Below are 14,370 nucleotides of genomic sequence, written 5' to 3'. Positions count from 1 at the left end.
TTCGGAAGGGACACCAAATGACGCACACCGCACCTGACCCTGCTCGCACGACGGGCACCTGGCCCGTCCGCGAGGTCGCCGACCTGGACGAGGCCACCCTGGAGCGCCTCGACCGCTGGTGGCGAGCCGCCAACTACCTCTCCGTCGGGCAGATCTACCTGCTGGACAACCCGCTGCTGCGTCGCGAGCTCGTCGCCGAGGACATCAAGCCGCGCCTGCTCGGGCACTGGGGCACCACCCCGGGCCTGAACTTCCTCTACGCCCACCTCAACCGGGCCATCGCCGAGCGCGACACCTCGACGATCTACATCACCGGCCCCGGCCACGGCGGCCCCGGCCTCGTCGCCAGCTCCTACCTCGAGGGCACCTACACCGAGACCTACCCGGACATCACCGAGGACGCCGAGGGCCTGCGCACCCTCTTCCGGCAGTTCTCCTTCCCCGGCGGCATCCCCAGCCACGTCGCCCCGGAGACGCCCGGCTCGATCCACGAGGGCGGCGAGCTCGGCTACGCCCTCTCGCACGCCTACGGCGCCGCCTTCGACAACCCCGACCTGCTGGTGGCCACGGTCATCGGCGACGGCGAGGCCGAGACCGGTCCGCTGGCCACCGCCTGGCACGGCAACAAGCTGCTCAACCCTGTCCACGACGGGGCGGTGCTGCCGATCCTGCACCTCAACGGCTACAAGATCGCCAACCCCACCCTGCTCTCCCGGATCCCCTCCGAGGAGCTGGCCGACCTCATGCGCGGCTACGGGCACACCCCCTACGAGTTCGTCGCCGGCTTCGACGACGAGCCGGCCGCCTCGATCCACCAGCGGTTCGCCCGGATGCTCGACGAGGTGCTCAACCAGATCGCCGAGATGAAGGCGAGCGCCGCCGCCGGGGAGACCGGGCGCCCGGCCTGGCCGATGATCGTCTTCCGCACCCCGAAGGGGTGGACCTGCCCGGCCGAGATCGACGGCAAGCCCGCCGAGGGATCCTGGCGGGCCCACCAGGTGCCGCTGGCCAACGCCCGGGACACCCCGGAGCACCTCGCGGTGCTCGAGGGCTGGCTGCGCTCCTACCGCCCGGACGAGCTCTTCGACGAGGCCGGCGCCGTGCAGCCGGACATCGCGGCGCTGGCCCCCGAGGGGGAGCTGCGGATGAGCGCCAACCCGGTCGCCAACGGTGGGCTGCTGCTGCGGGACCTGCGGCTGCCGGACTTCCGCGACTTCTGCGTGGACGTCCCGGCGCCGGGCGCCACGGTCGCCGAGGCCACCCGGGTGCTGGGCACCTGGCTGACCGAGGTGATCCGCCGCAACCCGGACACCTTCCGCATCTTCGGGCCCGACGAGACCGCCTCGAACCGGCTGCAGGCGGTCTACGACGACACCGACAAGCAGTGGAACGCCGACTACCTCGACGCGGACGAGGACAACCACCTCGCCCGGGTCGGCCGGGTCGTCGAGGTGCTCAGCGAGCACCAGTGCCAGGGCTGGCTGGAGGGCTACCTGCTCACCGGCCGGCACGGCCTCTTCAACTGCTACGAGGCCTTCATCCACATCATCGACTCGATGTTCAACCAGCACGCGAAGTGGTTGGACGTCACCCGGGAGATCCCCTGGCGGCGCCCGATCGCCAGCCTCAACTACCTGCTCAGCTCGCACGTCTGGCGCCAGGACCACAACGGCTTCAGCCACCAGGACCCCGGCTTCCTCGACCACGTGCTCAACAAGAAGCCCGAGGTGGTGCGGGTCTACCTGCCGCCGGACGCCAACACGCTGCTCTCGACCTACGACCACCTGCTGCGCAGCCGGGACTACATCAACGTCGTCGTCGCCGGCAAGCAGCCCGGGCCGCAGCTGCTCGACGCCGACCAGGCGGTCGCGCACTGCACCCGGGGCCTGGGGATCTGGGAGTGGGCCGGCACCGAGGTGGTCGGCGAGGACCCCGACGTCGTGCTCGCCTGCGCCGGCGACGTGCCCACCCTGGAGGTGCTGGCCGCCGCCGACCTGCTGCGCCAGCACCTGCCCGAGCTGAAGGTGCGGGTGGTCAACGTCGTCGACCTCATGCGGCTGCAGGACGAGAAGGAGCACCCGCACGGGCTGTCCACGCGCGACTTCGACACGATCTTCACCACCGACCGGCCGGTGATCTTCGCCTTCCACGGCTACCCCTGGCTGATCCACCGGCTGACCTACCGCCGCACCGGGCACGCCAACCTGCACGTGCGCGGATACAAGGAGGAGGGGACGACGACCACCCCCTTCGACATGGTCATGCTCAACGACCTGGACCGCTACCACCTGGTGATGGACGTCATCGACCGGGTGCCCGGCCTCGGGTCGCGGGCGGCGACGCTGCGTCAGCAGATGGCCGACGCCCGGCTGGCGGCGCGCCAGTACACCCGTGAGCACGGCGACGACCTGCCCGAGGTGCGCGACTGGGTGTGGCCGGACGCGGCCAGGGTGCAGGCGGCCGGCGGGACGCCGACGCTCGCCGACGGCGCGGTCTCCACCGGCGGGGACAACGAGTAGCGTCGCCGCACCGACGTGACGAAGGAGGCGAGGGTGGCCCGCAGCATCTATGTGACCTCCCCGGAGGGCAGCACCGGCAAGTCCACGGTGGCGCTGGGGCTGGTCGAGCTCCTCGCCGCCCGCGGGCGGGTCGGGGTCTTCCGGCCGGTGGCCCGGTCCGAGGACGGCCGCGACCCGGTGCTGGAGGTGCTGCTGGAGCGGGACACGGTCGACCTCGGCTACGAGGAGTGCCTCGGGGTCACCTACGAGCAGGTGCACGAGGACCCGGGCGCGGCGCTGGCCCGGATCGTCGAGCGGTACCGCCGGATCGAGGACCGCTGCGACGCGGTGGTCATCCTCGGCTCCGACTACACCGACGTCGCCGGTCCCACCGAGCTCGCCTACAACGCCCGGGTCGCCGCCAACCTCGGCTCGGTCGTGGTCCTCGTCGTCTCCGCGCTCGACCGGTCACCCGGTGACGTGCGGCAGATGGTCGAGGTGGCCACGGCCGAGCTGGGCGCGGCGCACGCCGAGGTGGTCGCGGTCGTCGCCAACCGCGCCGCCCCGGACGAGCTCGAGCGCGTCCGGGAGGCGCTGGCCGACGTGCCGCTGCCGACCTGGGCGCTGCCCGACGTGCCGCTGCTCATCGCCCCGACCGTGGGCGAGCTCATGGCGGCCGTCGACGGTCGGCTGGTCACCGGCGACCCGGACCTGCTCGAGCGCGAGGTGGAGGCCCGGGTGGTCGGCGGGATGACCATGGACCACATCCTCGACCGGCTCGTCGACGGCGCCGCGGTCATCGTCCCCGGCGACCGCTCCGAGGTGGCCCTGGCGATGGTCGCCGCGCACGCCGCCGAGGGCTTCCCGTCGCTGGCCGCGCTGGTGCTCAACGGCGGCTTCGACCTCTCCCCGCAGGTGGCCCGGCTGGTCGACGGGCTGCCCCAGCGGCTGCCGATCCTGGCCACCGACCTGGGCACCTTCGAGGCCGCCGAGCGGGCCGCGCACGCCCGCGGGCTGGTCTCCCCGCGCTCGCAGCGCAAGCTCGACGTGGCCCGCTCCACCTTCGCCGCGCACGTCGACACCGACGCCCTGCTGGCGGCCGTCGACCTGCCCCGCTCCGAGGTGGTCACCCCGCTGATCTTCGAGTACGACCTCATCGAGCGGGCGAGGGCCGACCGGCGGCACGTCGTGCTGCCCGAGGGCGACGACGACCGGGTGCTGCGCGCCGCCAGCACGCTGCTCGCCCGCGAGGTCGCCGACCTGACCATCCTCGGCGAGGAGAGCAGCATCCGGGCCCGGGCCAGCGAGCTGGGCCTCGACCTCACCGAGGCCGCGATCGTCTCGCCGCGCGACCCGGAGCTGCGAGAGCGCTTCGCCGCGGAGCTCGCCGAGCTGCGGGCGGCGAAGGGGATGACCCTCGAGCGGGCCCGGGAGGTGGTCACCGACGTCTCCGTCTTCGGCACCCTCATGGTCCACCTCGGCCTGGCCGACGGGATGGTCTCCGGGGCGCGCCACACCACCGCGCACACCATCACCCCGGCGCTGCAGATCATCAGGACCGTCCCCGACGTCAGCACCGTCTCCTCGGTCTTCTTCATGGCGATGGAGGACCGGGTGCTCGTCTACGGCGACTGCGCGGTCATCCCCGACCCCACCAGCGATCAGCTCGCCGACATCGCCGTCTCCGCGGCCGGCACCGCCACCCGCTTCGGGGTGGACCCGAAGATCGCCATGCTCTCCTACTCCACCGGCACCTCCGGCTCCGGCGCCGACGTCGACAAGGTGCGCGCGGCCACCGAGCTGGTGCGTCAGCGCCGGCCGGACCTCGACCTCGAGGGGCCGATCCAGTATGACGCGGCCGTCGACGCCTCGGTGGCCAGCACCAAGCTGCCGGGCTCGACCGTCGCCGGTCACGCCACCGTCTTCGTCTTCCCCGACCTCAACACCGGTAACAACACCTACAAGGCGGTGCAGCGCTCCGCGGGGGCCGTCGCCATAGGCCCGGTGCTGCAGGGTCTGCGCCGCCCGGTCAACGACCTCTCCCGAGGAGCCACCGTGCAGGACATCGTCAACACCGTGGCGATCACTGCGATCCAGGCGCAGGCGGTGCAGGCATGAGCGCCCCGGTGCTGGTCATCAACTCCGGCAGCTCGTCGTTGAAGTACCGGGTGGTCGACGCCGAGCGGGCCGAGGCGCTCGCCGTCGGGCTGATCGAGCGGGTCGGCGACCCGAAGGGCGGTCGGCTGACCCACACCGTCGACGGGGAGCGGCACGCCCGCGACGTCGCGGTGCCCGACCATGCCGCGGCGATGGAGGCGATGACCGACGCCTTCGCCGCCTACGGCCCGGACCTGAGCACGCTCGACCTCGTCGCGGTCGGGCACCGGGTGGTCCAGGGCGGCGCCCGCTTCGGCCGCTCGGTGGCCATCGACGACGAGGTGGTGGCGACCATCGAGGAGCTGGCCGACCTGGCGCCGCTGCACAACCCGGCCAACGCCGCCGGCATCCGGGTGGCCCGCGAGCAGCTGCCGGACCTTCCGCACGTCGCGGTCTTCGACACCGCCTTCCATCTGAGCATGCCGGCTGCGGCGCACACCTACGCCATCGACCGCGACGTCGCCCGGAAGCACCGGATCCGCCGCTACGGCTTCCACGGCACCTCGCACGCCTACATCTCCCGCGAGGCCGCCCGGCTGCTCGGCCAGGAGCCGGAGGCGACCAACGTCATCGTGCTGCACCTGGGCAACGGCGCCTCCGCCTGCGCCGTGCGCGGCGGGGAGTCGGTGGAGACCTCGATGGGTCTGACCCCGCTGGAGGGGCTGGTCATGGGCACCCGCAGCGGGGACATCGACCCGGCGGTCGTGCTGCACCTGGAGCGCACCGCCGGGATGGACGTCGCCGATGTCGACGACCTGCTCAACAAGCGCTCCGGGGTGCTCGGGCTCAGCGGCCACCAGGACATGCGCGACCTCGTCGCCGCCGCCGAGGCCGGGGACGCCGACGCGGAGCTCGCGCTGGAGGTCTACTGCCACCGGCTGCGCCTCTACCTCGGTGGCTACACCGCGGTGCTGGGCCGGGTGGACGCGGTCGTCTTCACCGCCGGGGTGGGGGAGAACTCGCCGCAGGTGCGCGAGCGCGCCCTGGCCGACCTCGAGGTGCTCGGTATCGAGCTCGACCAGCAGGCCAACGAGGAACGCTCGAGCGCCGCGCGGGACATCGCCACGCCGGGCTCGCCGGTGCGGGTGCTCGTCGTGCCCACCGACGAGGAGCTGGAGATCGCCCGTCAGGCGATCGCCGTCGTCGGCGGCTGACCCGCCCGGGGCCGTGGGCCGGTCGGCCGGCTCCCGCCGCCTCCCCGCCGCGGCCGCCTCGTGCGTCACGGCCGGCTGCGGTATCGGTTGGCGGCCACCGCCGCCCGCGCCGTAGACTCCCCGGCACAGGCGTTCGAGCCGTCATCAGCGGCGAGCCTCCGGAAGAACGGGTCGACGATCGAAGGGTCGGTCGGCCTCACTAGACCCGGACGGGTGGGCCCGTCACCGCCTTCGACCAACAGTGGTCGCCGGACCCAGGGCCGGCGACAAGCGAGGTGGTACCGCGGCCCCGCGCCTCCCGGCGCGGGTCGTCCTCGTGCAGACCGGCACGAGCACGACCCGATGGAGCGGCCCGAGCATGACCTACCCCAAGGTCTCCCACGTCACCCCCGGCACCGGCAGCAGCGCCGGCGTCCCCGCCAGCCCGCGCTTCCCGGCGATCGAGGAGGCGGTGCTGGGCTACTGGGACCAGGACGGCACCTTCGCCGCGTCCGTCGAGCAGCGCGACCCCGGCCTGGACCGGGACGGCGAGTTCGTCTTCTACGACGGGCCGCCCTTCGCCAACGGTCTGCCGCACTACGGCCACCTGCTCACCGGCTACGTGAAGGACGTCGTGCCGCGCTACCAGACGATGCGCGGCAAGCGGGTCGAGCGGCGCTTCGGCTGGGACACCCACGGGCTGCCCGCCGAGCTCGAGGCGATGAGCCAGCTCGGGCTGAAGACCACGGACGAGATCCGTGAGCTCGGCATCGAGACCTTCAACGACGCCTGCCGCGCGTCGGTGATGCGCTACACCGACGAGTGGCGCGACTACGTCACCCGGCAGGCCCGCTGGGTCGACTTCGACCACGACTACAAGACGATGAACCCCGACTTCATGGAGTCGGTGATCTGGGCCTTCAAGAGCCTCTTCGACAAGGGCCTGATCTACCAGGACTTCCGGGTGCTGCCGTACTGCTGGCAGGACGAGACGCCGCTGAGCAACCACGAGCTGCGGATGGACGACGACGTCTACCAGATGCGGCAGGACCCCGCGGTGACCGTCGGCCTGCGGCTGACCGAGACCGGCGAGGACCCGGTGCTCGACGGGGCGCTGGCGCTGATCTGGACGACGACCCCGTGGACCCTGCCGAGCAACCTCGCGGTGATGGTCGGCCGCGAGATCGACTACGTCGTCGTCGAGGGACCGGTCCCGGGCACCGAGGAGACCGCCCGCTACCTGCTCGCCGAGGCCCGGCTGCCCGCCTACGCCCGCGAGCTGGCCGCCGGCGGCGACGTCGCCGAGCTCGAGGTGCTCGGCCGGTACACCGGGGCCGACCTGCTCGGGCGTTCCTACACCCCGCCCTTCGGCTACTACCTCGGGCACGAGCACGCCTTCCGCGTCGTCGACGGCGGCGACGAGGTCACCACCACCGACGGCTCCGGCCTGGTGCACAGCGCCGGCGCCTTCGGCGAGGTGGACAAGGAGGTCACCGACCGCGAGGGCATCGCCGCGGTCATGCCGGTCGGCAAGGACGGCCGCTTCACCGCGCCGGTCGCCGACTACGAGGGCCTGCAGGTCTTCGAGGCCAACGGCCAGATCATCGACGCCCTCAAGGCCACGACGAAGGGGGCCGGCAGCGACCAGCCCGGCACCGGCGGGGTCACCACCGGCACCGTGCTGCTGCGCCACGAGACCTACGACCACTCCTACCCGCACTGCTGGCGCTGCCGGCAGCCGCTCATCTACAAGGGCGTCGAGTCCTGGTTCGTCGAGGTCACCGCGGTCAAGGAGCGGATGCTGGCCGCCAACGAGCAGATCACCTGGGTGCCCGAGCACGTCAAGCACGGCCAGTTCGGCCGCTGGCTGGAGAACGCCCGGGACTGGTCGATCACCCGCAACCGCTTCTGGGGCTCGCCGGTGCCGGTGTGGGTCTCCGACGACCCGAACCACCCGCGCACCGACGTCTACGGCTCGTTCGCGGAGATCGAGCGCGACTTCGGCCGCCTGCCGCTGACCGCCGACGGCGAGCCGGACCTGCACCGCCCGTGGGTGGACGACCTGACCCGGCCCAACCCGGACGACCCGACCGGGCAGAGCACGATGCGCCGGGTCGAGGACGTGCTCGACGTCTGGTTCGACTCCGGGTCGATGAGCTACGCCCAGGTGCACTACCCCTTCGAGAACCAGGACTGGTTCGAGAGCCACTTCCCGGGCGACTTCATCGTCGAGTACATCGGGCAGACCCGGGGCTGGTTCTACACGCTGCACATCCTGGCCACCGCGCTCTTCGACCGGCCGGCCTTCTCCAGCTGCATCAGCCACGGGATCGTGCTGGGCAACGACGGGCAGAAGATGTCCAAGTCGCTGCGCAACTACCCGGACGTCTCGGAGGTCTTCGACCGGGACGGCGCCGACGCGATGCGCTGGTTCCTCATGTCCTCGCCGATCCTGCGCGGCGGCAACCTCGTCGTCACCGAGGAGGGCATCCGCGAAGGGGTGCGTCAGGTGCTCATCCCGCTGTGGAGCTCCTGGTACTTCTTCAGCCTCTACGCCAACGCGCTCGGCGGCCCGGACGGCCCCGGCTACGAGGCGCGCTTCAGCACGGACTCGCCGCACCTGCTGGACCGCTACCTGCTGGCGAAGCTGGGGGAGTACGTCGCGGACAGCCAGGCTCGCCAGGACGCCTACGACATCGCCGGCGCCTGCGAGGCCACCCGCGGCTTCACCGACGTGCTGACGAACTGGTACATCCGCCGCAGCCGGGAGCGGTTCTGGGCGGCCGACGGCGACGAGGCGGCGCGGGCCGAGGCCGAGCACGCCTGCAACACCCTCTACACCGCGCTGGAGACGCTGTGCCGGGTGGCCGCGCCGCTGCTGCCGCTGGTCACCGAGGAGGTCTGGCGCGGGTTGACCGGCGGGCGCTCGGTGCACCTGACCGACTGGCCGGACCCGCCCGACTACCCGGCCGACCACGAGCTGGTCGTCGCCATGGACACCGCCCGGCAGGTCTGCTCGGTCGCCTCCTCGCTGCGCAAGGCGCACCAGCTGCGCACCCGGCTGCCGCTGCGCGACCTCACCGTCGTCGTGCCCGGCGCGGCCGCGCTGGCCGAGCTCGGCACGGTGATCGCCGAGGAGGTCAACGTGCGCCAGGTCAGCCTGCTCGACCTCGACGACCCGGCCGCGGCCGGCTTCGGCGTCAGCGAGCGGCTCACCGTGCACGCCCGGGCGGCCGGGCCGCGGCTGGGCAAGCAGGTGCAGCAGGCCATCAAGGGCAGCAAGTCCGGCGACTGGTCGGTCGCCGACGACGGCACCGTCACCGCCGGCGGGATCACGCTCGTCGAGGGGGAGTACACCGTCGAGGCGGTCGCCGAGGACGACGGCTCCGGGGCGCGGGCGACCGCGGTGCTGCCCGGCGGCGGCTTCGTCGTCCTCGACACCGAGGTCACCGAGGAGCTCGCCGACGAGGGCCTGGCCCGCGACGTCGTCCGGGCCGTGCAGGACGCCCGCAAGCAGGCCGGGCTGGACGTCTCGGACCGGATCAGCCTCACCGTGACCGGCACGGGCCGGGTGTGGGAGGCGGTCGTCGCCCACCAGACGCTCGTGATGAACGAGACCCTGGCGGTCCAGTTCGGCTCGGCCGGCGACCTCGACGTGCTGCCGCTCGGCGACGGGGTTGTCCAGGCCGAGCTGGCCGGCGGCGAGACGGTGCGGGTGCGCCTGGACAAGCGCGCCTGACCCTCGCGCCCCGGGGATCGACAGTCCTAGGACTGTCGCCCTGGACCGCGCGCGCGGCCGGTCCGGGCAGACAATCCTAGGACTGTCGCCCGGGCGCGAGCGCGACCCGTCCTGGCGGACGTAAGCGGTCCTGGGGCGCTGGGAGACACGGGCGGTACCCAGGGGTGGCTGGCTCGGCCTCCTGCCGGGCGCGGTCTGAGCGAGCGCTATGCTCGCTGGGTCGGTCGCACGAGAGTGCCAGGGAATCCGGTGCGAACCCGGAGCTGACGCGCAGCGGTAAGAGGGACGTCCTCGGCACGACGCCACTGACCCGAAGGGGTCGGGAAGGCGCCGAGGGCGGTCGATCTCGAGTCCGAAGACCTGCCGACGCATGTCCATCCGTCGGTGAGCCTCGCGACCCAGGCTCCGAGAGAGAGAAGCCCTCTGTGCTGCCACGCACCGTGCTGCCACGCACCCCTGCCACCCTGCTGTCCCTGACCTGCGCGCTCGCCCTGGCCGGCTGCGCCGGTGCCCCCTCCGAGGGCGAGGACGGCTCGTCCTCGGACGCCTCGGCCCGATCCGTCACCTACACCAGCTGCGGCCAGGAGCGGACCCTGGACGAGGCGCCGACCGCTGCGGTCACCCTGAACCAGGGCGCCACCGAGGTCATGCTGGCGCTCGGCCTCGAGGACCGGATGGCCGGCACCGCCTACATCGACGACGGCGTCTCCTCGCGGTGGCAGGAGGCCTACGACAGCGTCCCGGTGCTGGCCGAGGAGTACCCCAGCCTGGAGCAGCTGCTCTCCGTCGAGCCCGACCTGGCCTACGCCTCCTACGGCAGCGCCTTCGCCGACGACGGGGTGGCCAGCGAGGATGAGCTGGAGCAGGACGGCATCGGCACCTACCTCAGCCCCTTCGGCTGCGGCGACGACGCGGAGCGGCCGGAGACCACCTTCGAGAACGTCTGGTCCGAGATCGAGACCGTCGGCACCATCTTCGGCGTCGAGGACACCGCCACCGAGCTCGTCGACGGCCAGCGCGAGCAGCTCGACGAGGTGCGCGAGCAGGCGAGCGGCGAGGGGACGGACATCCTCTGGTACGACTCCGGCGACGACACCCCCTTCGTCGGGGCCGGCGAAGGGGGCCCGCAGCTGCTGATCGACGCCGTGGGCGGCACCAACATCTTCGCCGACCTCGAGGGCGGCTGGGCGGACGGCTCGTGGGAGGACGTCGTGGACGCCGAGCCGGACGTCATCGTCGTCCCCGACGCGGCCTGGTCCAGCGCCGAGGAGAAGGTGGAGCACCTCGAGTCCGACCCGGTGCTCTCCGAGCTGGACGCGGTGCAGCAGGACCGGATCGTGGAGATCACCTACAGCCAGGCCACCCCGGGCGCGACCATGGTCGAGGGGGCGCAGAGCCTGTCCGACGGGCTCGCCGAGCTCGACGCCTCGTGACGCCGAGGGTGCGCGGGGCGGCCGTGCCGGCCGTCGTGCTCGCCCTGCTGCTGCTCGGCAGCGTCCTCGTCGCGGTCGGTCTCGGCTCGGTCCGGCTGCCGCCGGCCGACGTCGCCGCGGTGGTGCTGCGCCGGATGCACCTGGTCGCCGGCGACGGGGTGAGCGCCATCGACGACCGCATCGTGTGGCAGCTGCGGCTGCCCCGCGTCGTGGCCACCGCCGCGGTCGGGGCGGTGCTGGCCCTCTGCGGGGTGGTGCTGCAGGCCCTGACCCGCAACGACCTCGCCGACCCCTACCTGCTGGGCATCTCCAGCGGCGCTGCCGTCGGCGCGGTGCTCGTCCTCGTCTTCGGCGTCGGGCTCTCCAGCCTGGCGCTGCCGGCGGCGATGACGCTCGCCTCCTTCGTCGGCGGCCTGGTCGCCCTGGCCCTGGTGCTGGCCATGGCGACCGGCCGGGGCGGGGACCTGCCGCCCAGCCGCACGATCCTCGCCGGCGTCGCCGTCGCGCAGCTGGCCGGCGCCTTCACCTCGCTGGCGATCATGGTCTTCGGCGAGCGGGACCTCGCCCGGCAGGTGCTCAGCTGGACCCTCGGCTCCTTCGCCTCGGTGCGCTGGACGCAGGCGCTGGCGCTGCTCGTGCTCGGCCTCGTGGCGGTGCTCGTGCTGGTCGCGGCCGCCGGGGTGCTGGACGCCTTCGCCTTCGGCGACGTCTCGGCGCAGGCGCTGGGCATCCCGGTCACCCGGGCACGGTGGACGCTGCTCGTGCTCACCGCGCTGCTGACCGCCGGGACGGTCGCGGTGGTCGGGCCGATCGGCTTCGTCGGGCTCACCGTGCCGCACCTGGTGCGGATCGTCGTCGGGCCGACGCACCGGGCGCTGCTGCCGTTGAGCGCCCTGGCCGGGGCGCTGCTCATGGTCTGGGCCGACACCCTGGCACGCACCGTGCGCGAGGGCGAGGAGATCCCGGTCGGGGTGGTGACGGCGGTGCTCGGGGCGCCGCTGCTCGTCGTGCTGCTGCGACGTCAGGCCAGGCGCGGATGAGGATCGTCGCCCAGGAGCTCGGGTGGAGCGTCGGCGAGCGGCCGATCCTCGCCGGCGCGAGCCTGTCGGTGCGCCCCGGTGCCCTCACCACGGTGCTCGGGCCGAACGGCACCGGCAAGACCACCCTGGTGCACCTGCTGGCCGGGCTGCGCACGCCGACCACCGGCCAGGTCACCTACGACGAGCAGCGGCTGGACGGCATCGCCCATCGGGAGCGGGCCCGGCGGGTGGCGGTGGTCGAGCAGCAGCCGAGCACCGGTCTGGAGCTGACCGTGGACCAGGTGGTGGCGCTGGGGCGGATCCCGCACCGGCGCAGCCTGCGCGGTCTGGGCCGGGGCGACGAGCAGGCCTGTGCCGAGGCGATGGCCCGGACCGGGACCGAGCACCTGGCCGGACGCGCCTGGAGCACCCTGTCCGGGGGCGAGCGTCAGCGGGTGCAGCTGGCTCGGGCGCTGGCCCAGCAGCCGGAGGTGCTCTTCCTCGACGAGCCGACCAACCACCTGGATCTGCGGCAGCAGCTGCGCTTCATGGAGACGGTGCGGTCGCTGGCGATCACGACGGTCGCGGTGCTGCACGACCTCGACCTGGCGGTGGCCCACGGCGACGACGCGGTGCTGCTCTCCCGGGGCGAGGTCGTGGCCGCCGGCGCGGTCGGCGACGTGGTCACCGTGGAGCAGGTCCGGGAGGTCTTCGGCGTGGAGACCGAGATCAGCGAGCACGACGGACGCCACCGGCTGCGGTGGCAGAGGGTGACGGAGGATCGATGAGCACGGACGAGACCGCCCCGGGCGCCAGCACGGAGTCTGCGGAGCCGCCGACGGAGAGCCGGCTGCTGGTGGCGATGGCCTTCACCGACACCCGGCACGAGGACGAGCTGCTGGCGCTGGCGGCGGAGTGCGACGCCACCCTGTGCTACCTGCAGGGCGAAGGGCGACCCACCCTCCCAGCAGCCCTGGACGACCTCGCCGCCGACGGACGGCAACGGTGCACGATCGTGGCCTCCACCGGCCCGGACGGTCTGCGGGCCGGATCCTGGGTCCGGCGGGTGGCCGGCGACTGGGTGCGACGGCACGACGGCCGGCTCGCCGTGAGGATCGCCATGGCGCCCTCCGGCCGACCGGTCACCGCGGCGAGCTACGCGCTGCCCAGCCGACCGGTGCTCGGCACCGAGGCCCCGCTCACCTCGCCGGCGTGGGAGCAGCCCCCGGACTACCACCACCACGTGCTGGTCTGCCGCGGCCCGCGCTGCACCGCTCGCGGGGCGGACGAGACCTGGGACGCCCTGCGCGAGGAGATCGCGCGGACCTGCGAGGGCGACGAGATCCTGGCGGCGCAGACCGGCTGCCTCTACCCGTGCAACCAGGCCCCGGTGGTCAAGGTGTCACCGGGCGAGGCGTGGCACGCCGAGGTCGACGCCGAGCGGGCCCGGGAGCTGGTGCGCGCGCTCTCGGTCGACGGGTGACCGTCGGGCCCAGCAGGTGACGCTCAGGCGTCAGCCATCGGCGGAGCCGTCGGGTCGTCGTCGCTCCCGCTGAGCTCACGCTCGACGTAGTTCTCGATGTCGTTGAGGTCGTCGCCGCTGCGCTGCACCACGGCCAGCAGGTCCTGCATCGTGGCGACCTCCTCGACCTGCTCCTTGATGAACCACTGCATGAACTGCTCGGCGGCGAAGTCGCCCTCCTCGCGGGCGATCTGGGTCAGCGTGTGGATCTGCTCGGTGACCCGGCGCTCCTGCGCCAGCGCGAGCTCGACCGGCGGGACGACCCCGTCGAAGACGCTGGTCGGGGCCTCGACCGCGGGGATCTCCACCGGGGCGTCGACGTCGAGGAGGTAGCGGATCATCATCATGGCGTGGCCGCGCTCCTCCTTCGCCTGACGGAAGAAGAGACCGGCCATCTGCGGCATGGTCAGGGCGTCGTAGTGCGCGGCCACCGCGACGTACTGCTGGTGGGCGGCGAACTCCTCACCGATCTGGGTGTTCAGCTGGGCGATGAATCGAGAGGTCATGCCTCGAGAGTAGGGCGGAATCCCGGGCGTGTCTTGTGAGGTGAGGCGAGCCAACCTGCGCTCAGGTGAGCCTGTCCTGGCCTGGGAGAGAGCGGATCTCAGGCGATCTCATGCGCTCTCAGCCGGTTCAGGCGGCGGTGCGGGTGGCCTTGGCGCGCTCCTCGCGGAGCTGCTTGGCCTTCGCGCTCTTCTTCGCCTTCTTCTTCACGGTGACCAGCTTGCGCTTGTGCACGGTGTAGCCCGGCGGCAGCCGACCCTCCTTGAGCAGGCGCACCGGGCAGCTGCTGCAGCGCTTCTTGCTCACGCAGCACTTCTGCTTGATCTTCAGCGACCCGACCCGGACCTTCTTGCCCACGAGGACAG

The 14,370-nt window shown here is 72.7% G+C and carries 10 protein-coding genes and 1 riboswitch; of the genes, 8 read left to right on the top strand and 2 right to left on the bottom strand.

The genetic code is table 11. The features are described from left to right. Window positions 1-17 precede the first annotated feature (17 nt). From BJY28_RS15180 to BJY28_RS15145, 8 genes are all read left to right on the top strand, one after another. Window positions 18-2,519, top strand: a complete 2,502-nt coding sequence (locus BJY28_RS15180; RefSeq protein WP_179463741.1) for a phosphoketolase family protein — start codon at window positions 18-20, stop codon at window positions 2,517-2,519. 33 nt (window positions 2,520-2,552) lie between these two features. Further along, window positions 2,553-4,616, top strand: a complete 2,064-nt coding sequence (gene pta / locus BJY28_RS15175; RefSeq protein ID WP_179463740.1) for a phosphate acetyltransferase — start codon at window positions 2,553-2,555, stop codon at window positions 4,614-4,616. Then, on the top strand, window positions 4,613-5,809 hold the full coding sequence (locus BJY28_RS15170; protein WP_179463739.1) for an acetate/propionate family kinase: 1,197 nt from the start codon (window positions 4,613-4,615) through the stop codon (window positions 5,807-5,809). Before pta ends, BJY28_RS15170 begins: the two co-directional genes overlap by 4 nt. 358 nt (window positions 5,810-6,167) lie before the next feature. Continuing rightward, window positions 6,168-9,527, top strand: a complete 3,360-nt coding sequence (gene ileS / locus BJY28_RS15165; protein ID WP_179463738.1) for an isoleucine--tRNA ligase — start codon at window positions 6,168-6,170, stop codon at window positions 9,525-9,527. Window positions 9,528-9,731: 204 nt separating this feature from the next. After that, window positions 9,732-9,909: riboswitch (cobalamin riboswitch) on the top strand. A 43-nt stretch (window positions 9,910-9,952) separates the two neighbouring features. Next, window positions 9,953-10,960, top strand: coding sequence for an ABC transporter substrate-binding protein (locus BJY28_RS15160; RefSeq protein ID WP_343037144.1), 1,008 nt, complete (start codon window positions 9,953-9,955; stop codon window positions 10,958-10,960). Further along, window positions 10,957-12,000, top strand: coding sequence for a FecCD family ABC transporter permease (locus BJY28_RS15155; protein ID WP_343037143.1), 1,044 nt, complete (start codon window positions 10,957-10,959; stop codon window positions 11,998-12,000). The genes BJY28_RS15160 and BJY28_RS15155 overlap by 4 nt, the downstream gene beginning before the upstream one ends. Further along, window positions 11,997-12,767 (top strand): ABC transporter ATP-binding protein, encoded by a 771-nt coding sequence (locus tag BJY28_RS15150; protein WP_179463737.1) that lies wholly within the window; start codon window positions 11,997-11,999, stop codon window positions 12,765-12,767. The genes BJY28_RS15155 and BJY28_RS15150 overlap by 4 nt, the downstream gene beginning before the upstream one ends. Continuing rightward, complete coding sequence (locus BJY28_RS15145) at window positions 12,764-13,462, top strand: (2Fe-2S) ferredoxin domain-containing protein (RefSeq protein WP_179463736.1); 699 nt, start codon at window positions 12,764-12,766, stop codon at window positions 13,460-13,462. Before BJY28_RS15150 ends, BJY28_RS15145 begins: the two co-directional genes overlap by 4 nt. A gap of 23 nt (window positions 13,463-13,485) precedes the next feature. Here the strand turns inward: BJY28_RS15145 and BJY28_RS15140 are convergent, their stop codons facing one another. Both BJY28_RS15140 and BJY28_RS15135 read right to left on the bottom strand, forming a co-directional pair. Beyond that, entirely contained in the window at window positions 13,486-14,007 is a 522-nt protein-coding gene (locus BJY28_RS15140) for a ferritin (RefSeq protein ID WP_179463735.1), read from the bottom strand. Window positions 14,008-14,134: 127 nt separating this feature from the next. Further along, the gene (locus BJY28_RS15135; RefSeq protein WP_218875401.1) at window positions 14,135-14,362 is read right to left on the bottom strand and encodes a hypothetical protein; all 228 of its coding nucleotides are present in this window, start codon (window positions 14,360-14,362) and stop codon (window positions 14,135-14,137) included. Window positions 14,363-14,370: the final 8 nt, after the last annotated feature.

Source organism: Janibacter alkaliphilus (assembly GCF_013408565.1).
Taxonomy (GTDB): Bacteria; Actinomycetota; Actinomycetes; order Actinomycetales; family Dermatophilaceae; genus Janibacter; species Janibacter alkaliphilus.
This window is presented reverse-complemented; position numbering and strand designations above follow the sequence as displayed.

What these genes read in the sequence shown, in the direction of transcription:
- ileS (WP_179463738.1), top strand. Translation starts at nt 6,168, where the DNA reads ATGACCTACCCCAAGGTCTCCCACGTCACCCCCGGCACCGGCAGCAGC.
- BJY28_RS15180 (WP_179463741.1), top strand. Translation starts at nt 18, where the DNA reads ATGACGCACACCGCACCTGACCCTGCTCGCACGACGGGCACCTGGCCC.
- BJY28_RS15140 (WP_179463735.1), bottom strand. Translation starts at nt 14,007, where the DNA reads ATGACCTCTCGATTCATCGCCCAGCTGAACACCCAGATCGGTGAGGAG.
- BJY28_RS15170 (WP_179463739.1), top strand. Translation starts at nt 4,613, where the DNA reads ATGAGCGCCCCGGTGCTGGTCATCAACTCCGGCAGCTCGTCGTTGAAG.
- BJY28_RS15150 (WP_179463737.1), top strand. Translation starts at nt 11,997, where the DNA reads ATGAGGATCGTCGCCCAGGAGCTCGGGTGGAGCGTCGGCGAGCGGCCG.
- BJY28_RS15145 (WP_179463736.1), top strand. Translation starts at nt 12,764, where the DNA reads ATGAGCACGGACGAGACCGCCCCGGGCGCCAGCACGGAGTCTGCGGAG.